This window comes from Burkholderia sp. AU45388, from assembly GCF_030481585.1.
In the GTDB taxonomy this organism is placed as follows: Bacteria; Pseudomonadota; Gammaproteobacteria; order Burkholderiales; family Burkholderiaceae; genus Burkholderia; species Burkholderia sola.
The window spans coordinates 1-19433 of the sequence record NZ_JAUJPV010000021.1 but is presented as its reverse complement, the minus strand read 5'-3'; the positions used below and the strand labels follow the sequence as shown (position 1 = coordinate 19433).

Genomic DNA, 19433 nt, shown 5'->3' with positions numbered 1-19433 from the left:
AGTGAGCGATGTGCGTCGGAATTTCAGTTTTTTGAAGGCTCAATAGAATACGACGGCGTTCTCATGCAGACTGTGCCGATTGCTTGGTGTCTATGTGCGGCAAATCAGAGGTCTATCGGACTTCTGCCCCGCGGAAATTTGCGGACAAGTCAGCTGTGATCTGAAGTAAAGCCAGAATTAGAACACGCTATCGGAGAAGCTAATGACGAGGAAAGTATTCTTCAGCTTCCACTTTGATGCTGATAGTTGGCGAGCGTCCAAGGTGCGACAGATGGGCGCGCTCGAAGGTAACGAGCCCGTGTCCGGCAATGATTGGGAAACGGTCAAGCGTGGCGGTGACGTAGCGATTGAACGCTGGATCGCTTCCCAGATGAGTGGCCGCACATGCGCGGTGGTGCTTGTCGGAGCGCAAACGGCATCACGTCCGTGGGTTAAGTACGAGATCCGTAAGGCGTGGGAAAGGGGCTTGGGCGTGGTCGGCGTGCGCATTCATGGATTAACGGACCAGAACCTGCGGACGGCTACGCCCGGTGCTAATCCGTTCGCAGGGTTCAATCTTAGCCAGACGTCGCTTTCTCAAATCGTTCCGCTGCACGATCCGGCAGGACTCGACAGCAAGGCGGTCTACGCTTCCATCGAGAAAAACCTCGATGCCTGGGTGGAAGACGCGATCAGGATTCGCGCGAAATACTGAAGCGGATCCGGGCTGACACGTTGGGAGGCATGCGTTGAGCGTCTATGAGATTGGAATTCTGGGCAGCCTGTCGCAGACAGATTGCGAAGTGTTACCGGCAACGCTCGCGGGACTGATACAGGAATTCGGCCTTGCCATAGGCGATGAAGTCAGGATCCGTATTGCGGACGAAGTGCGTGAGCGCAACCGGCATGCGGCGTTTGTTGCTGCATACTTCGGAGCGACGAAGCAGGTTGATGTAGACCTGGCGCGAGAACTCGTGCGTGCAAGTGCGCCGGTCATCCCTGTCATTGGCGTCGCCGATGATTTTGCAGCCTGCGTGCCCGACGTGCTTTCCCATGCGAATGCTCTGCGCCGGCGCGCCGGCGACACTCGACTCACTGAGCTTGCGACGGCGTTACTTGAGTGCATCGGTCTGTTGCGGCGTCAGCGGCGCGTCTTTGTAAGCTATCGCAGGGTCGACTCGCGCGCCGCAGCACTGCAGCTTCACGACCTTATGAGCGCCCGGGGATTCGACGTGTTTCTCGATACGCACGACATCCGCCCCGGCGAAGCGTTCCAAGAGGTCCTGTGGCATCGGCTGTGCGACTCCGACGTCATGGTCATGCTCGATACGCCCACGTACTTTGAAAACAAATGGACGCGGCAGGAACTGGGCAGGGCACGCGCGAAGGAAATCCATGTGCTGCGTGTCGTGTGGCCGGACCACACGCCCAATCGCGCCATGGATCTGGCCGAAACGATCTATCTGGATGCGAATGAACTTGTTGGTCCCGATGGACCAATCGCCGATGCTAAGGCCGAACAGATCGTGTTGGCCGTCGAGAGTCTGCGTAGTCGCAGCATCGCGTCTCGCTATATGTCGATTACGGGTAAGCTGCGAGCCGAGATCGAACGTGTAGGGGGGGAGATCATCGGTATTGGCGCACATCGGGCCATATCGATTCGACTCGACGACGGACGTACCATCTGGGCGTATCCCGTAGTGGGCATCCCAACAGCCGAGTTGCTCAACGATGTCGCTGACAAGGCCAGGGCGGCAAATCATGACGAGACGCCGATGCTGGTTTACGACCACGTCGGGATCGGCAAGCAATGGCGAACGCACCTGGAGTGGCTTGATGAGAACATCGCGTCGGTCCGTGCAGTCCCGGCGGCGGACGCGGGCTGGAAACTTCCGGCCTGGGAGACACCGGCGTGAAGAACGCAATCTTCCTTTCCGCAGGCGTGCCGGACCCTCGCCGAGGCCCCGAGTTTGCAGCGACAGCCGATACGGTGGCGATTACTGCTGCTGTATCGGCGCTGGTGCACGTCGTCCTCGGACGTCGCGTTCTAATCTGGGGCGGTCAACCGGCGATCACTCCCATGATATGGGTGGTCGCCGAGAGCCTTGGCGTCGACTATGGCGCATGGGTTCGGCTATACCAGTCACAACATTTTCGCGATGAATTTCCGGAAGACAATGATCGCTTCAGAAATGTCGTCTACACCGACGATGTGCTCAAGGACAGGGAGAAAAGCCTTTTGCACATGCGGCACCGGATATTCACGGAACACGAATTTGAGTCCGCCGTGTTTATCGGTGGAATGGGCGGAATCGTCGCTGAATATGAACTGATCCGGCAACTGCAGCCATCTACCCGGGTGATTCCGATTGCGACTACGGGTGGGGCGGTGCTCAAGATTGCCGCGCAGATGCCGTCGCTCGACGAGGACCTCGTCAATGACCTTGACTACGTGTCATTGCTTCACAGGCATTTGGGCATTTCCGTACGGGAACGGCGATACCAACGTCCTGACGAGCAGCCGGCCGATGTACAGGACCGCTATGGTTGAGCGGCGCTGCTGAAGCACGCTCTACAACACGACTGCCAAAATGCCACTACTAAATGAGCGCAAGATGCGCGATCGGGCAAAGCATCGCGCAAACGCTGAAAAACTCGCTGCCCACGAGTGCCTGGACCGGATCCGTAACCAGTCACGCAAGCGATACGACGTTTTCCTGTCGCAGACCATGCGAGACGCCGAAATTGTGCTCGGTGTCTATGATTATCTCGAGCAACAGGGCTACTCGGTGTACTGTGACTGGATCGAATCGCCAGAATCGGATCGCGCGGCCGTTACTCCCGCGAATGCAGCCGCAGTGCGCGAGGCCATGCGTGCGAGCGATACGATGCTTTTTATCGACACGCAAGGGGCAGTTCAATCCCGCTGGATGTGCTGGGAGCTTGGCTGGTTCGATGCCGCGAAAGGCCACGTGGCGATACTGCCAGTGGTATCCCAAGACACGGAGTACTATCACGGGCGCGAGTTTCTCGGGCTGTACCCCTACGTGCGGATCGACATCGAAGGCGATCTCGAAATCGTGAGGCCGCCTGCAACGGGTCCGTCTGGTGTCACGCTGTTTGAGTCTCCCAACAGCGAGTCGTTTCTGCGGTGGCGCAGATCGACTTCGGGTTTTCAACGTCCGAAGGTAATCGGATAGTTCAGGGTAACGATTGCCACGGGGTGCGACTGTCTTTCCCGTGTGCACATTATGGTGCCAGGCGCACCGGTGCGCATGAGTATTCATAACAACCAGAGCGGCGGCAAGCGACATGCAGCTGTTTCAATAAGAACCTGGAGATCAGGATGTACCGGGGATTCAACCTTAAAATTCAAAATGGCAACCCCTTTGGCACGTATAAAGACAGGGGGAAGGCTCTTTTTGACACCGATTCGGGAAGGATGCGTCCCGAGATCACTCGCTACGTCAAGGACGATGCGATCGACGCGACCCAACTGCAGGCCGACTGGTTCGGGGCGGAAAATGCTGAGGTGTTCATCTCGCACTCGCACCGGGACGTCGACTTGGCGCTCAGTCTTGCAGGATGGCTCGATGCCAAATTCGGTCTTCGCGCCTTCATCGACTCCACCGTTTGGGGATATTCGGACGATCTCTTGAAGCAGATCGACAACGCGCATTGCAAGAACGATGACGAGAAAACCTACAGTTACGAGGCGCGTAACCGTTCGACTAGCCACGTCCATATGATGTTGTCCTGCGCACTTTCGACGATGATAGATCGCGCTGAATGCATCATCTTTCTCAACACGCCCTCGTCGATTGTGGTCAAGGAATCCATCGACGATGCGGGTGCATCGTTGACGGCTTCGCCGTGGATCTATGCTGAACTCACGACCAGCAAGCTGATCCGCAAACGCATGCCTTCCCGGGTCGTCCTCGAGTCTATCGAGAAGTCTGGCAGGGAGCGGATCATTGCCGACAGCGCGACACCATTTCATTACGAAGTGGAACTCTCGCACTTGGCAAACCTGAACCACAACGACCTGATCCGATGGCAAAACGCGGAACGTCGCGGCACGGACGCCCTGGATGCGCTGTACGCATTCAAGCCGCAGCCAAACGAAGCCTAACCTTCAGCACGACAGGCCGACTTTTACATCCACGTGACTTCGCGGAGCACTACCATCTATGGCAACAAGGCAGGTAAAAGATGTGCCCTCAAAGTTCTCGGGTGAGGTGAGGGCGTTTATCCGTGCCTTCACGGATGAACTCGTTGACAACAACGTTGCAATCTTCGCTGGCGCAGGATTGTCCGCATCGCTAGGCTATGTTAACTGGAAAGAGTTGCTGCGCAGCGTCGCAGAAGAGCTGGGGCTGGACATCGACCGCGAGACGAATCTGGTCGCGCTTGCCCAGTATCACTTGAATGAACGCAGAAACCGTTCGGAGCTGAATCGACGAATTGTTTCGGAGTTCAGCGATATACGTAAGCCGACGACTAACCACGAGATTCTGGCGCGGTTGCCGATTTCGACGTACTGGACGACCAACTACGATCGGATGATCGAAACTGCGCTTGAGCAGGCGAACAAGGTCGCAGACGTCAAATATAAAGTCAGGCAGCTGAAGAAGACGACGCCGAACCGGGATGCGGTCGTCTATAAGATGCACGGTGACGTCGAGCATCCAGACGATGCCGTACTGACCAAGGACGATTACGAAGGTTACTTTCGCAAGCACGAACCGTTTGTCACCGCCCTGAGCGGCGACCTGACGGCAAAGACCTTTCTTTTCCTCGGTTTCAGCTTCAGTGATCCGAATATCGATTATGTGATGAGTCGCGTACGGGTCACACTGCACCAAGCACCGAAGCAGCATTACTGCATCATGCGTCGGGAGCAGAAAAAGGCACGGGAAAAAGGCGCTGACTTCGAATACCGGAAGCACCAGCAGACGTTCCTGATTAAGGATCTCGCCCGCATTGGTGTTCACACGCTGCTCGTTGACGAGTATGGAGACATCACTCGCATTCTTGCCGCCATCGAACAGGAGTACCGGCAGCGGACGATCTTCATTTCCGGCAGCGCGGACGATTTTTCGCCGTGGAAAATTGACATGGCGAACCAGTTTGTTGCCGGCCTCAGTCAGGCACTAGTCGAAAAGAAGTATCGGATCGTGACGGGTTTTGGGCTCGGCGTTGGTCCTTCCGTGATCGCTGGCGCACTCGATCCGATACTGCGGGACAAGCGCAGGTACCGGCAGACGCAGCTGGTCGCCCGCCCGTTTCCAATTGCCATCAGTGACCCGCGGGCAAGGCGCAAGGCCTATCAGCACTACCGCGAGGAAATGATCGGGCTCGCGGGCATCGCGATCTTCCTGTTCGGTAACAAGCGGCAGGGTGATGACATCATCGACGCCGACGGCGTTGCAGCCGAATTCGACATGGCTGTTGACCAGGGACTGAAGGTGATCCCCGTGGGCGCGACGGGCTACGTTGCCGCGCGGTTGTGGAACAGCGTGATGGATGAACTGCCCGCCTTCTATCCGAATGCCACTGTGGGATTCCGGGGGGCATTGGAAGCGCTAGGTCCAACCAGTCGCCTGTCAGATCCCAGATCCGTCATCCAAGCAGTTGTAAAGGTGGTCGAGGCCATCCGCTCGAACGCCTGACGGGGTTCACTGCAAGGTAAATTTGCGTGCTGGGTATGACGAGTTAGGCCTCGTTGAAATATCAGTGATCAGAGGGAGTATGGCAAATTATGGCAAAACGCGTATTTTTTAGTTTCCACTATCAGGACGTCATTGACTTTCGAGCAAACGTCGTGCGCAACCACTGGGTTGCGAAGGAAGACCGGGAGGATGCGGGATTCTTCGATGCGTCGATTTGGGAAGAGAGCAAGAAGAAGGGCGCAGCTGATCTGAAGAAGCTGATCCACGACGGGCTCGACAATACGTCAACTACCTGTGTGCTGATCGGCTCGCAGACATACGCGCGACCCTGGGTGCGTTACGAAATCTTCCGAAGCATTTATCGCGGAAATAAAACATTCGGTGTCCACATCAATCAGATCAAGGGAAAGGACCAGAAGGTTAAGGTGAACGGACCCAATCCGTTTGACTATCTGGCGCTGCGTTACAGCTCAGATGGCACGTCAGTTGAGCCGATGGAGGCCGAAAACGGTAAATGGGTTGCGTCGTCCACTATGTCTGGCTACACCTTGAAGAACACGGCCGGCGATGCCAAACGCGGCAAAACCATGCGACTGTCGGAGCTCGGGTATCGCACGTATTGTTGGTCTGCCGACGAGGGCTACGATTCGTTCGCCACATGGGTCGGTTGAACAAGCTGGCGACGCCCGTATCCTGCAGCGTTGCCGATCAGAAGGCGCTGATCTCAGGAGACGAGGCTCGTCGCAGCCCCTGAAGCATACCATCAGAATAACCCACTGAATGATCGGGAATCATGCACCGTGCAAGCTCCTCTTCCTTACCTGTATTTGTCTCATACGCTTGGGGTGATTCCGCCGGGCAGAAAAAATCGTGGATTCACGAGAAGATCGTCAGTCCGCTCGAACTTAACGGGTTCACGGTCTTCTGGGATCACGAAAGTATTTTGCCCGGTCGGTCGTTTACGCAAGCAATCTCAGCGATGTTGCGCGAAGGCGACGTGGATATTCTCTGTATCTGCGACAGCGATTTCATCAACTCGGCGGGTCGGTCACACTCCGGTGTGGCTCAGGAGCTTGAGATTCTCGCGGGAGAGGCTAGCCACCGGGACATCAGGATCATTCCGCTCGTGGTCGAAAGCCTGAACGAGTCAGCGTTGCCTGCGTTGTTGGCAGACAGGCGATGCGTTGACCTGACCACTCTTATCGAGAGCGGCACGTCTATCGGTGGCACCCTAAAGCTCGTGCTCGAACACGCAACATCGCCGGTTATCGAAAAGGACATTGCAGATCGAGTGCGAAGGACTCGCATTTATGATCGCGCCAGCGTCTACTTCGGAGCGCAATCCTGGGAGGTTGTTGGCGACCCAGTTACGCGGCGCGTGTTAATCGGCGATTCGAGACCTCTGTTACCGGCGCGATGGATGTACGCTGACCACCGGTTCTCGGATCATGTGAACACCAGAAGGGACAGGTATGAACCAGGAGCGGGTATCTGGCATTGGGAGTACGGACCTGCGGTGCGCACAATGCTAACCCTGGGTGTCGCCGTATCGTCGGAGTTTTTTTCGCAACAGGTGAGCGAACACGTTGGCGATATTGTTACCGTTGGCTACGAGATTGCACGGAATGTCATTTGTCTGACGAAATACGCGGAGCCACTGATGTTTGACTGGTCCGATTGCGTTCAGATGTTGCTTGGGGGCGACCGATGGACCGATGCACTGGATCGTCTGATCCCCTGACGGTCTGTTCGCTCGGACCCGTATGCTCGGGGGCAACGAAAGTGGAGCGACGGCACGGTGCTGGCGAACGTCTGCGGCCGCTGGTTGGACGGGTGGCCCGTCAGCAGCACTGGGGATGGAGGGCGCCGGTAGAAAGCGGACCCAAAAGACTGATGATTCACTGCGTATGATCGGTGACAAGAGCTTAGACTGATCTCAATTCAGCGCGCGTCGCGCATCGAGCATCACCCAATAGGCGCATGGCATGTCCAGGGCCAATCTTTACGGTTTTCAGCGGTCGGCATTGTGGCGGTCAGTCTGTCCTTCGTCGCGTGACAATGTTTACGGAATATCGGAACAGAACCGTTCTAGGAGGAACGTTAGCTCCTATTGTAAGGATGGACCCGAATTCTCGCGCTAAATCAACGATTTAGCTTGGGTCTTCGGGTCCTTTTTTCGTTTACACATTTTTCGATCTAGGCGGAACGTGCATAGTCGATGAAAAATGGGTTCCATTCGTCGAATGGAGCCTAGCGTGATCCGATACGCAATTCGTGAAGTTCGTCTTGAGAGCGGCGAACGCTTGCCTCTCTTGGTGCACGGAGACCCACTGGGTTTGCCGGTGCCAGAGATCGTGGAATATTCCATCGCGAAGCTACGTGCGCATGGGCTTCGACGAAGGAGCATTCACCATCGAGCCGAAGCGCTTGGGCTGTATGCGCCGCAGAGACGAGAAATTCTAAAAGGGCAGAAGGGGCTAAATTGATCTGTTCCTACGCTCTGTGCGGCGGCAAGTTTCTTCATTCGACAGACGCGGCGAACTGAAAGTACGCTCCCTGACGGGCGTAAGCTGACGCGCGCCGACAAACAAGTTCCATCTCATGACGGCGAAAAGCGATGTGGCACCGCTTATCTCGAAAAGTTTGCACTTCCTGACAGTCAGCATTCAGTATCATCGTATGATGATATGAATGCTCACCACTTGGAGGGGGCATTTCGTTTGTAGGGGGGCGGGCCGCCTCCAAGTCCAGCTAGACCAACAAGACGGGACGATAACGTATGCCGCCGCTCTCCTTTGCCGAGATCGCGAAGCAATTCTTTGCGCTTCAAAATAACCGACTGTTCACGATCAAGACACCGCTGTCTGGACGGTCCGACCTCGTATTGACTGAATTTCGATGCGAGGAAGGGCTGGGTCAGTTGTTCGAGATTCAGCTCAAGCTGGCTTCGCAGGATCCGAACATCGAGCTCAAGAAACTGATCGGAAAACCGGTCGCAGTAACCCTGCAATTGACCGATGCGATCGCCAGTTCCGAGGAGCGTTACTTCCACGGCTATGTGACGGATTTTGAGCACACAGGCATGGACGGCGGCCTCGCGATCTACGAAGCGACTGCTCGGCCATGGATCGCGTTCATGGATCGGCGGCAGGACATCAGAATCTTCCAAGAGCAAACGGTTGAAGAAATTCTGATTGCAGTATTTCAACGCTATCGAAAGTTCGGCGATGTGGAGATACGGCTACTGAAGCCGACCGCGAACCGCAGCTACTGTACGCAGTACAAAGAAACGGATCGGGCATTCGCTTTGCGTCTCATACAGGAAGAAGGACTGTTCTTCTATTTCGAACACAAGAAAGATGCCCACACACTGATCATTACCGACACGTCAACGAACGCCCAGCCGATCTCCGGGCGTAGTCCGATGCTGCGGTACTCGACCGACGAAATACTGGACGATGAACAAGTGGTCACGTCGTTCGTTGCGCGCCGGCAATTGACGTCCGGCAGCACGACGCTCAAGACCGGCGACTACAAGGCACCGGCTGCGAGACGCCTGGTCGAGCGCGACACTGGCATTAATCAGGGCGAGGTCGACAACTACGAAGTCTATGATTATCTGGGCGCCCACGGCTTCCCTGACAGCGACCGCGGCGAACAGTTGGCGAGGTTCCGCGCTGAAGCACTCGCCGCACATAGCAAGTTTTTCGTCGGCGCCACTCATTGCCGACGGATCGAGCCCGATCGCTACGTACAAATCGAGGCCCATTACGACCATGAGCGCGCCCAGCCCGAGGATCGCCAGTTTCTGGTGACCTGGGTCCGACATCACGGTACGAACAACTATCAGGCGCAGCCCGGCGTCGCAACGTACACCAACGAATTCCGCTGCATTCGCAAGAAGATCCCTTACCGTCCACTGCTGACGATTCCTCGACCGGCCATTATTGGCGTCCAGACCGCTACCGTGGTTGGCCCTCAAGGTCAGGAAATCTATACCGACGAACTCGGTCGCGTGAAAGTGCAGTTCCCATGGGACCGGCTGGGCAAAAGCGATCAGGGTAGCTCGTGTTGGGTGCGCGTCTCACAGCCGTGGGCGAGCGCGGGCTTCGGGATGATTCAGTTGCCCCGCATCGGCGACGAAGTCGTCATCGTTTTCAGTGACGGAAATCCCGATCGTCCGCTGATCATTTCGTCTGTCTACAACGCCCGGAATACGCCGCCATGGAGTTTGCCAGCAAACGCAACGCAGAGCGGGATATTGACGCGCTCGAGCACGGGCGGTGACGTCAATACAGCCAATGCGCTTCGCTTCGAAGATAGGAAGGGACAGGAAGAAGTCTGGCTGCATGCGGAGAAGGATCAGCGCATCGAGGTCGAAAACGACGAGTCGCATTCGGTTGGTGTCGATCGACAAAAATCAGTTGGACAGGACGAGAAGGCGCAGATCGGCCGGAACTGGACGCTCTCGACCGGAGGCGTCAAGGTTGAGACGGTTGGGCTGGCATCGGTACAAAGCGTTGGTCTCGGCAAGATGCTCAACGTTGGACTTGCCTACAACGTCAACGTCGGCGGTCTGTTCTTGCGTAATGTCGTGCTGCAGATGGCGAGCACGGTCGGGATGAGCCGAACGGATCGTGTCGTAGAGGATTGGACCGCGCACGTGGGTCACGCCTACACGGTAACGGTGCGCGGCAAGGCGGTCGGGGACGCCGTCAAGAAGGATCAGGAGGCGCCGCTCGAGATCTCTCCGGATTTCAGTCCGCAACTTCCAGATCACGTCACAAGCGCGGATAGCAACCAGATCAGGATTACAGATCAGGGCCAGGCGAGTCTGTCGGGTGCATCGACTGCGCAACTGATTGGCCCCGGGGGGACGATTACGATTGATGCAGCAGGCATCCATCTCAAGGGCAAGGGTATTTATCTCGAAGGGCCAGTAACGCAAAGTGGCGGCAGCGCCAAGGGTCTTGCGCCCGTGACCGAGGCTGATTGCGCGGAGTGTGCCAAAAAGACGCAGTCGGCGCACCCTGTCGATGTAGCGACCGGCCAGAAACTGCTCACTCACGACGATTTCACGCTACCCGGCCGGGTGCCAATCCGCTGGAATCGGCGTTACCGTAGCGCAGATCAGCGGACGGGCAGTTTCGGTGTTGCTTGGAAGCTCCAGTATTCGACCGAAGTTCAACGGCAGACGACCGCTGGAATATCGAGGCTGGTCTATTTTGACCTCGATGGCCGTCAGTTGCATTTCCCGCTACTTGAGCTCGGCCAGGAATGTTTCCATCCAGTCGAGAAATTCACGCTCGCGCGCCTTGACGATAACGAAAGCGGGCAGCGTTACGCGATTCGCTTCGCAAGCGGAATCATCGAAACATATGAACAGCATCCGGCTGACGCGATGCGTTGGCAACTTGCCCGGTATGAAACTCGGGATGGCCAAGCTCTGACGTTCGGTTATACGCCGATGGGTAGCCTGCGGGAGGTGCGAAATAACGTCCATACGGTGACGTGCCAACACGATGAAGCCGGCCGCATCACTGAAGTCCATTGGGTAGATGGGCATGGCGATTCGAAACGGAAACTCGCTGCCTATCGCTACGACGAAAATGGTGACCTGGTCCAGGCGATCGATCAGGGTAATCGAACTTGGCGGTACGCTTATCAGCATCACCTGTTGACCCGTTACGAGATGCCGGCGGGGGCAGCCTTCGTGTCCGAATGGGACGGCGATACACCGCAATCGCGCTGCGTACGTACCTACGCATATACCCGAAACGAAGACGGCAAGCCAATAGTCACGCGCGATACACGCTTCGACTACCAGGCGTCGGTTCGGATGACGCGTGTCACCGACATGCTTGGGAACGCAACGACGTATCGGTACAACGGGCTGTGGGCGGTCGACCAGATCACTTACCCAAACGGCAGCACCGAGACAACCGAATTCGACGAAACCGGCAACATTGTCGGGCGGACGGACGCGCTGGGCCGAACAACGCAAGCGGTATGCGACGCACAGGGTAGCCCGGTCGCAATTCGGGATGCCGCGGGTCACTTGACGCGAATCGAGTACAACGATCTGAATCTGCCAGTGCGCATCACGGATCCTGCCGGCCAGATCTGGCAGCGCGAGTACGACGCGGACGGACATCTTGTGAAGGAAATCGATCCGCTGGGGAATTCTGCAAGCACCGTATTCGAGAATGCCCTCCCGGTCACGCACACGGATGCTCTTGGTAACGTGACTCGTACTCAGTGGAACGAGGCTGGCCAATTGATCGCCCGTACAGACTGTTCGGGATTCACGACGCAGTATGCGTACGATGAGTTTGGTCGCCTAACCAGCCAGACGAACGCGTTGGGTCAAACGAGCAAATTCCACGGCAATGCCTCGGGAAAGCCGGCTGCCGTCGAACCCGCAGGGCTCGGCGTATGGAAGACCGAGTACGATCAAGCGGGACGAGCAATTGCACATGTCGATCCGCTGGGGCGAACGACGCGTGTGACCTGGGATGAGTATGGCCAATCTGTTGGCGTCTCGGATCCAATGGGTGGTCGGACCTCGTTCCAATACGATGAGCTTGGACGGCTTGTTCGTTTGACGAACGCGAAAGGCGAGCACTGTACGTTCCGTTACGACGCTCGGGGACGTATCGTGGAGCAGACCGGATTCGACGGCCGTCGACAGCAGGTCGCATATAACGCTGCAGGCGAACAGATCGAGCAAATCGATTACGGCCAAGACGGGCAAATGCGCACAGTGCTGCTGTACGACAATCTCGGCCGTCCGATCGAGCGGCGCCTTGGCGATGGCACAAGTACGGCGTTCATCTATGACGAACGAGGTTTGCTCAAGCAATTGCACCATCGACCGGCAATCGGCGTCGAGTCACAAATCACTTACGAGTACGATGCCGCGGGGCGACGAGTCGCTGAGCTGCAAGCACACCACGGCCGCGTCTGGAGACTCCAGCATCAACTTGACGCGATTGGCAACCGCAGCCAGACCATGTTGCCGGACGGGAGCGTGCTGACTTGGCAGCGCTACGGCCGCGGACATATCCACGGATTGCTGTTGGATGGCGGGGTGCTAGCGAGCTTTGAGCGCGATGCGTTGCATCGAACGATTCAGAGTACACAGGGACCGATCGCACAACTTTTCCAATATACCGATGCCGGTCAGTTGGCATCGCAACGATTGCAGGACCTCGACGAGCGCGGCGAGCCACGCGCAGAACCGCGACCGTGGCGCTCATGGGAGTACGACCCGAGCGGGCAATTGACCCGATTGGCGGACACTTGGCGTGGTGACAAGCGGTACCACTATGATCCGCTCGCCCGCTTGATTGGTATCGCCCAAACAGGAGGGGAAGCAAGTGCTGAGGTGACAAACGAAGCGTTCCAGTACGATCAGGCGGGGAACCTATTGGCGCAAAGTGCAAATGGCGCGGTGTTGGAGTCCGCGGCTTTGATCGGGCCGAACGTGATCGGCGATCGGCTGTCGCGTTTTGTCGATGCGAACGGAGAGGCGCGCACGCTATTCGAGTTTACTTACGACGGACATGGCAACCGGATCGGACAGACGGTACAAGCTGGGCGAGAAGCGTCCCTTCCTCAACCTGCATCGAGCCTGATTGGTAGGCTATTGTCGAGACAGGACTCTCCCGGCGGGCAGGAAATCACGGCCGCGCCGCGCTCGACGAGATACTGGTACGACGGTGCGCATCAACTCTCAGGCGTTGAGCATGCTGACGGTGCTCGAACCGAATACAGATACGACGCAATTGGCCGACGAATTGCGAAAATCCACACGCCTGCAAACGAAGCACCTCGAACGACGTTGTTCACTTGGGACGGCGATTGGATGCTGCAGGAAGTGTTGGCAGGTGCGTCGCCCCGAGACGATTCGGTGATTACATATATTCCGCATCCAGACCACAGGGGGCCACTGGCAAAGCTTGAGGGTGGTAAGCGCTATCACTATCTAAGCGATCATTTGGGCACGCCGCAAGAACTGGTCGACGACGAGCGTAAGGTGGTGTGGGCCGTCGATCTCAAAGGCTATGGCCAAGCGCGGATGCATATTTCAGAGGAAATTGACAATCCGATTCGATTCCCAGGGCAGTATCGCGATCTGGAATCCGGCTTGTACTACAACCGATATCGGTATTACGATCCTCAAGTAGGGCGGTACATTAATCAAGACCCGATCGGGATTGTTGGTGGTCTAAACAAATTTGCATATGCCGAATCGAATCCGGCGTCTGAATATGATCCGCTTGGGTTGTATACGCCAGGTAAGGATGGAGTTACCGGTGTTGACGCAGACGGAGTTCCGTCGTTTGATGAATCGAATCCGAGATTCCATTCATACAATGTGGTTAATTCTTGTCAAAAGACGAATCCAAAGTGCAACTACAAGAGTGCAGTTGAAGGATTGCTTCGATATCCTGCTCCCGGTGCGTCGGGGGAACCCATCAAGAATGGACAAGAAAGCTTTGCGTTACCGGTAGGGTACGTGCATCATGTTGTCAAGGATGGTGGCGCGACGGTAATCAACGTTACCGAGCCAGGGCGCCACTTGCTCTCACCAGGGATTGTCAGGCGATGGGTATCGGACGACGGTAATTCAATCAGTATCCATACTTACGGCGAGGGAACCGGATATCTCCCGAAGATTAATGAATGGGCTGCTGATTCGTTGTGGGGTAAAGTCGATGCAAATATATTTAAATATATGGGGTGTCAAGGAGATAAAAAGTGAGATTCTCTGAGTTGCTTGGAGCGAGCTTGACAGCCGCAATTGTGGGCGGAGTGTTGATTGGGCTTCTTTCCATTCGGGACTTTGGGATTGTCTCGCTTTTGTTCGCCGTCGTTGCGTTTGTAGTCGCATTTTTTTCGGCAATGGTTTTGTCTTACCCGATGGCTTGGGTGAAGGCGGTGATTCCATCAGGCGCGATTTTCCCTGTGGTTATCATCGCTGGTGGAGTTGCGGCTGCACTTATTCTTGCAGTGCTCACGAAGGCATCGTGGGCGGACATGTTGGCGATCAACAAGATGTTGTTGCTGTACTCGGCCATTGGCGTTGTGTGCGCGATTTCTGCTTTTGGTTACGTTGAGAGGTCCGTGATTTTTGAAGGACTACGTAAGTTATTCGGATAGATAGTGCGACGCGGAGGCTGCATTGACAAAGCCGATCATTCGCAAGGGTGATTCAACTGATCATGGCGGCTTGGTGCTCGAAGGCTTCGAGCGTGCCGACCTAAACGGTCGCCCACCAGCAGGTATTGGACACATGGTTGCGTGCCCGAAATGCAGTGGTGTCTTTCCCATTGTCCAGGGTTCGAACCAGTATGCGATAGACGGTCGACCGGTAGCGCTGGATGGGATGAAGACCGCGTGTGGCGCCGCGCTAATAGCGACTCAACAGACGTTTGTCGTGAGTAGTTGAATCTGACAGGCTCTTGCTGTCTGGGGAGCCGAGCTACCGTCACCAAATGCATGCCTGCAATACCGGCACGTCGATTGGGACTGGAGATTTGCAAGCTGTGCTCAATGACGAGGCGCTAGCGCAGCGTTCGACACGGGGATCCTGCAGGAGCGCTTGATCTTCGACTGAACCCTGGCAAAAAGCGATCGCTACGCCGAGAGCATGATGCGCTTGTTATCGTATACCGTTGCCTATAGGATATGAACCTTGAGCGACGTAGTCGATTCGGTGGTGAGCAGCCCGCCGTTCGAGGCGCAAGGGTTCACGATTTCGATCGCATCGGTCATCGTACAAAGGGCTTGCCTAGCCTTTGCTGGACGGTTCGTTACAAGTGGCCATCATCGTTCATTGGAATTTGTGGCGCTTCAAGAGGTTGGCAGATTTTTTTACAGTGGCATGTTCCGCTAACCGTTCTGATCGCCAGTCGCACCTTCGCATCACGATGGGCCCGAATGTCCGAGTCAAGCCAGTCGCTTGGCCCGGGTTTTCGGGCCTTGTTTCGTTTACGTCGTTCCCGCACGCCGCTCTCCGGATCAAACGTGGCTGACGCACTTCCCGACCTCATCTGGCCCCATCTCGACGTCCTGTTCTGCGGGATCAATCCCGGCCTGCTCGCGGCCGCGACCGGCCATCACTTCGCGGGGCGGAACAACCGCTTCTGGCGCGTGATCCATCTCGCGGGCTTCACGCCGACGGAACTTTCGCCGCAGGACGATCGCGCGATACTCGGTTACGGCTGCGGGCTGACGGCGGTCGTGCCGCGGCCGACCGCCCGTGCCGATCAACTTTCGCGCGCGGAATTCGCCGCCGCGGCCGCCGGGTTCGAGCAGAAGGTCGCGCAGCATGCGCCGCGCTTCGTCGCGTTTCTCGGCAAGGCGGCGTATTCGGCGCTGTCGGGACAACGCGAGGTCGCGTGGGGGCTGCAACCCGCCCGCATCCAGCATGCGCGAGTGTGGGTGCTCCCGAACCCGAGCGGCAGAAACCTCGCATTCGGGCTCGCCGATCTGGTCGATGCGTACCGCGAGCTTCATCTCGCGGCGACGACGGAGGAGCACGATGCGGCGCAGTAAGGCGGCGCCATGGCCGGGCACCATCGTGCCGCGCGCATTCTTCAATCGCATGGCCACCGAGGTGGCGCCGCAACTGCTCAACAAGATCCTCGCGGCGGCGGACGGCCGGGCCGGCCGCATCGTCGAAGTGGAGGCGTATGCGGGGGCGCTCGATCCGGCCGCGCACACCTATCGCGGCAAGACGCCGCGCAACGCGACGATGTTCGGGCCGCCCGGGCACTTCTATGTTTATTTCACGTACGGCATGCACTGGTGCTGCAACTGCGTGTGCGGCCCGGACGGCGCGGGAACGGGCGTGCTGATCCGCGCGCTGGAGCCGCTGCACGGGCTCGACCGGATGCGGGCGGCGCGGCCGCCGCGCACGCGCGATCGCGACCTGTGCCGCGGGCCGGCCCGGCTGACGCAGGCGATGGGGATCGGCGGCGCGCAGGATGGCGTGGACCTGGTCGGCGCGCGCGACGGGTTCGCGATCGTCGACGACGGGATGGCGCCGCCCGCCGATCTCGCGGGCGGGCCGCGCATCGGCATTCGCGTCGGCCAGGATCTCCCGTGGCGGTGGAGCGTGCCCGGCAACCGATACGTATCGGGCGCGGTGCCGCGTATCTGACGCGTGCGGCGTATAAGTCGCGTACCAGTCGCGCCCGATTCGACCTGCGTCACGCGGTCGCCATTATTGATCGGCTAAGCTGGCCGTTTCGGCGTTTCGATCGAGGAGGCACCATGCGGCGGGTCGTATTCAACCAGAAGGGCGGCGTGGGCAAGTCGACGATCGTCTGCAACCTGGCGGCGATCAGCGCGAGCGAAGGACTGCGCACGCTCGTCATCGATCTCGATGCGCAGGCGAACTCGACGCGCTACCTGCTCGGCGACGCCGCGGCCGATGCGCAACCGGGCGTCGCCGGCTTCTTCGAAACCGCGCTGACCTTCAACTTTCGTCCGGTCGACGTCGCGTCGTTCATCCACGCGACGCCGTTCGACGGGCTCGACGTGATGCCCGCGCATCCGGATCTCGACACGCTGCACGGCAAGCTCGAATCGCGCTACAAAATCTACAAGCTGCGCGACGCGCTGAACGAGCTCGACATGTACGACGCCGTGTACATCGACACGCCGCCCGCGCTGAATTTCTATACGCGCTCGGCGCTGATCGCGGTCGAGCGCTGCCTGATCCCGTTCGACTGCGACGATTTCTCGCGCCGCGCGCTGTACACGCTGCTCGAGAACGTGAAGGAAATCCAGCAGGACCACAACGCGGCGCTCGAAGTGGAAGGGATCGTCATCAACCAGTTCCAGCCGCGCGCGAGCCTGCCGCAGAGGCTGGTCGACGAGCTCGTCGACGAAGGGCTGCCGGTGCTCGCGTCGCGGTTGTCCGCATCGGTGAAGATCCGCGAATCGCATCAGCAGTCGACGCCGGTGATCCATCTCGAGCCGGCGCACAAGCTCGCGCAGGAGTTCCGCGCGCTGCATCGCGAACTGGCCGGCTGAGCCCGCATCTGCCCGCATCGACCGAGGCCGCTTCAAGCGGCCTTGTTTTTATCGCAGCCCATGATTCTTCCGATCATTGATTCCGTTATTAATAATACCGGAAACGATTTCATAATAAATCCCGAAAAACGATTACATGGGCGTTCGCTGCGTTTCAATGCAGGCCGGTTTTCTAATAAACAGAATAATGAGTGGGTAAATGTTGCTCGGGGTCATGATGCGGTATGCTGTAAAAAGGTAAAAAGGCATTGCCGGTCGGAGCGGGCGATATCCTGTCTGATATTTCGGCGCGTGCCCGAGGCTCGGCGGTCGCCTCAAAGGGTAATAAGGGTTTATACTTATCATTAATGCCATTTAATTGACAATTAATCGATCTAGAATGGCTTCCTTCAACTTCCCGCGCCCAGCCAGGCGACGGGTTGCCAATAAGGAAGCGACTGTCGATCAAGCTTCCGTTTTTCTTTACGTTTGTCTCTCGCATTGCCAACAGGAGCGTGCCCGATGTCCGTATTTGCCCCCGAAAAACTCGCCGCCGATTATCAATCCGGTATCGCCGCGTGGTTCGCGGTCGCCCGTCCGGCGATCCAAGGTTTCGAGGCTGTCGTCGAACTCAACCTGCAAGCGGCCCGGACGGCGCTCGAGGAATACGAGGACAAGCTGAAGAACGCATTCAACAGCAACAACCCGGCGGCGGGCTTCGCGCAGCAGGTCGCGGCGCCGCAGGAAGCGGCCGGCAAGGTCGTGTCGTACGGCCGCCATCTGTTCGACATCGCGGTGTCGACGCAGTCCGAATGGGCGAAGGTCGCGCAGGCGCAGTACGAACAGAACGACAAACGCCTGAAGGACGTGCTCGGCGAACTGTCGAAGCATGCGCCGGCCGGCTCGGCGCCCGTGGTGGCCGCGCTGAATTCGGCGCTGTCCGCGGCGAGCGCCGCGGCCGATTCCGTGCGCGCGGCGACGGGGCAGGCGATTCAGGCGGCGCAGAGCGGCTTCGATGCGGTCGGCGAAACGGCCGCGCGCGGCGCGAAGCAGACGGCGGCCGCCGCCCGCAAGGACGCAGCGGCTGCGCGCGAATCGGCTGCGTAATCGCATAAATGCGCGCGTGAATGCGTGTCGCGCGCAGGCGCGACACGATTGATCGGCGCCGGATGGCGCCGGACGCCGCGTGTGCCGCGCGGGTCCGGCAAACGTCCGGTTCGCCGCAAGACGCCCGTGCACGGTTGCCCGTGCCGCGGTGTGCCGTGCCGTCCATGCGAACGGAGGTCGCCCGCTAGTACGGCGGCGTGCGACCGCGATCGCGGCGGGTGGCCCGACGCACGCCGTCGCCATGTGCAACCGCCTCGTGCCGGCGTCACCACGACGAACTGATTTCGATGCAGGAACTGAACATGACGGATGTAGTGATCGTATCGGCCGCGCGGACCGCGGTCGGCAAATTCGGCGGCTCGCTCGCGAAGTTCGCGGCGCCGGAACTGGGCGCGACGGTGATCCGCGCGGTGCTGGAGCGCTCGGGCGTGAAGCCCGAGCAGGTCAGCGAAGTGATCATGGGCCAGGTGCTGACGGCCGGCTCCGGGCAGAACCCGGCGCGGCAGTCGCTGATCAAGGCGGGGCTGCCGAGCGCCGTGCCGGGCATGACGATCAACAAGGTGTGCGGCTCGGGCCTGAAGGCCGTGATGCTGGCGGCGAACGCGATCGTCGCGGGCGACGCGGAGATCGTGATCGCGGGCGGCCAGG

General features: G+C 58.2%; 16 protein-coding genes and 1 pseudogene. All 17 read left to right on the top strand.

From position 1 onward, the window contains the following. The first annotated feature begins 202 nt into the window (after positions 1-202). Positions 203-694, top strand: coding sequence for a TIR domain-containing protein (locus tag QZM72_RS26850; RefSeq protein ID WP_089468466.1), 492 nt, complete (start codon positions 203-205; stop codon positions 692-694). Positions 695-728: 34 nt separating this feature from the next. Then, positions 729-1895, top strand: a complete 1167-nt coding sequence (locus QZM72_RS26845) for a toll/interleukin-1 receptor domain-containing protein (RefSeq protein ID WP_089468465.1) — start codon at positions 729-731, stop codon at positions 1893-1895. Next, positions 1892-2530 carry a hypothetical protein gene (locus QZM72_RS26840; RefSeq protein WP_089468464.1) on the top strand — a complete coding sequence of 213 codons (639 nt, stop codon included), beginning with the start codon at positions 1892-1894 and terminating at the stop codon, positions 2528-2530. The genes QZM72_RS26845 and QZM72_RS26840 overlap by 4 nt, the downstream gene beginning before the upstream one ends. Before the next feature lie 40 nt (positions 2531-2570). Next, positions 2571-3179 (top strand): toll/interleukin-1 receptor domain-containing protein, encoded by a 609-nt coding sequence (locus tag QZM72_RS26835; protein ID WP_089468463.1) that lies wholly within the window; start codon positions 2571-2573, stop codon positions 3177-3179. A gap of 146 nt (positions 3180-3325) precedes the next feature. Further along, on the top strand, positions 3326-4111 hold the full coding sequence (locus QZM72_RS26830; RefSeq protein ID WP_179233438.1) for a toll/interleukin-1 receptor domain-containing protein: 786 nt from the start codon (positions 3326-3328) through the stop codon (positions 4109-4111). 58 nt (positions 4112-4169) lie between these two features. Further along, positions 4170-5651 (top strand): SIR2 family protein, encoded by a 1482-nt coding sequence (locus QZM72_RS26825; RefSeq protein ID WP_301739644.1) that lies wholly within the window; start codon positions 4170-4172, stop codon positions 5649-5651. Between the two features lie 89 nt (positions 5652-5740). Beyond that, positions 5741-6322 (top strand): TIR domain-containing protein, encoded by a 582-nt coding sequence (locus tag QZM72_RS26820; protein ID WP_089468461.1) that lies wholly within the window; start codon positions 5741-5743, stop codon positions 6320-6322. A gap of 122 nt (positions 6323-6444) precedes the next feature. Next, positions 6445-7392: a toll/interleukin-1 receptor domain-containing protein gene (locus QZM72_RS26815; protein WP_089468460.1), complete on the top strand. Its 948-nt coding sequence runs from the start codon at positions 6445-6447 to the stop codon at positions 7390-7392. Positions 7393-8430: 1038 nt separating this feature from the next. Next, positions 8431-14418, top strand: coding sequence for a type VI secretion system tip protein TssI/VgrG (tssI, locus tag QZM72_RS26810; protein ID WP_301739643.1), 5988 nt, complete (start codon positions 8431-8433; stop codon positions 14416-14418). After that, positions 14415-14816 carry a hypothetical protein gene (locus QZM72_RS26805; protein WP_089468458.1) on the top strand — a complete coding sequence of 134 codons (402 nt, stop codon included), beginning with the start codon at positions 14415-14417 and terminating at the stop codon, positions 14814-14816. The genes tssI and QZM72_RS26805 overlap by 4 nt, the downstream gene beginning before the upstream one ends. A gap of 22 nt (positions 14817-14838) precedes the next feature. Next, a complete protein-coding gene (locus QZM72_RS26800; RefSeq protein ID WP_089456946.1) occupies positions 14839-15105 on the top strand; it encodes a PAAR domain-containing protein in 267 nt (88 codons plus the stop codon). A gap of 246 nt (positions 15106-15351) precedes the next feature. Then, positions 15352-15552 (top strand): hypothetical protein, encoded by a 201-nt coding sequence (locus QZM72_RS26795; RefSeq protein ID WP_179233437.1) that lies wholly within the window; start codon positions 15352-15354, stop codon positions 15550-15552. Between the two features lie 131 nt (positions 15553-15683). Further along, positions 15684-16214 carry a G/U mismatch-specific DNA glycosylase gene (gene mug / locus QZM72_RS26790; RefSeq protein WP_089468457.1) on the top strand — a complete coding sequence of 177 codons (531 nt, stop codon included), beginning with the start codon at positions 15684-15686 and terminating at the stop codon, positions 16212-16214. Continuing rightward, positions 16201-16821: a DNA-3-methyladenine glycosylase gene (locus tag QZM72_RS26785; protein ID WP_089468456.1), complete on the top strand. Its 621-nt coding sequence runs from the start codon at positions 16201-16203 to the stop codon at positions 16819-16821. Before mug ends, QZM72_RS26785 begins: the two co-directional genes overlap by 14 nt. A gap of 113 nt (positions 16822-16934) precedes the next feature. Beyond that, positions 16935-17699 carry a ParA family protein gene (locus QZM72_RS26780; RefSeq protein WP_089468455.1) on the top strand — a complete coding sequence of 255 codons (765 nt, stop codon included), beginning with the start codon at positions 16935-16937 and terminating at the stop codon, positions 17697-17699. A 501-nt stretch (positions 17700-18200) separates the two neighbouring features. Then, complete coding sequence (gene phaP / locus QZM72_RS26775; RefSeq protein ID WP_089468454.1) at positions 18201-18785, top strand: TIGR01841 family phasin; 585 nt, start codon at positions 18201-18203, stop codon at positions 18783-18785. Positions 18786-19087: 302 nt separating this feature from the next. Then, positions 19088-19433 (top strand): annotated as a pseudogene (locus QZM72_RS26770) (acetyl-CoA C-acetyltransferase); the annotation flags it as partial.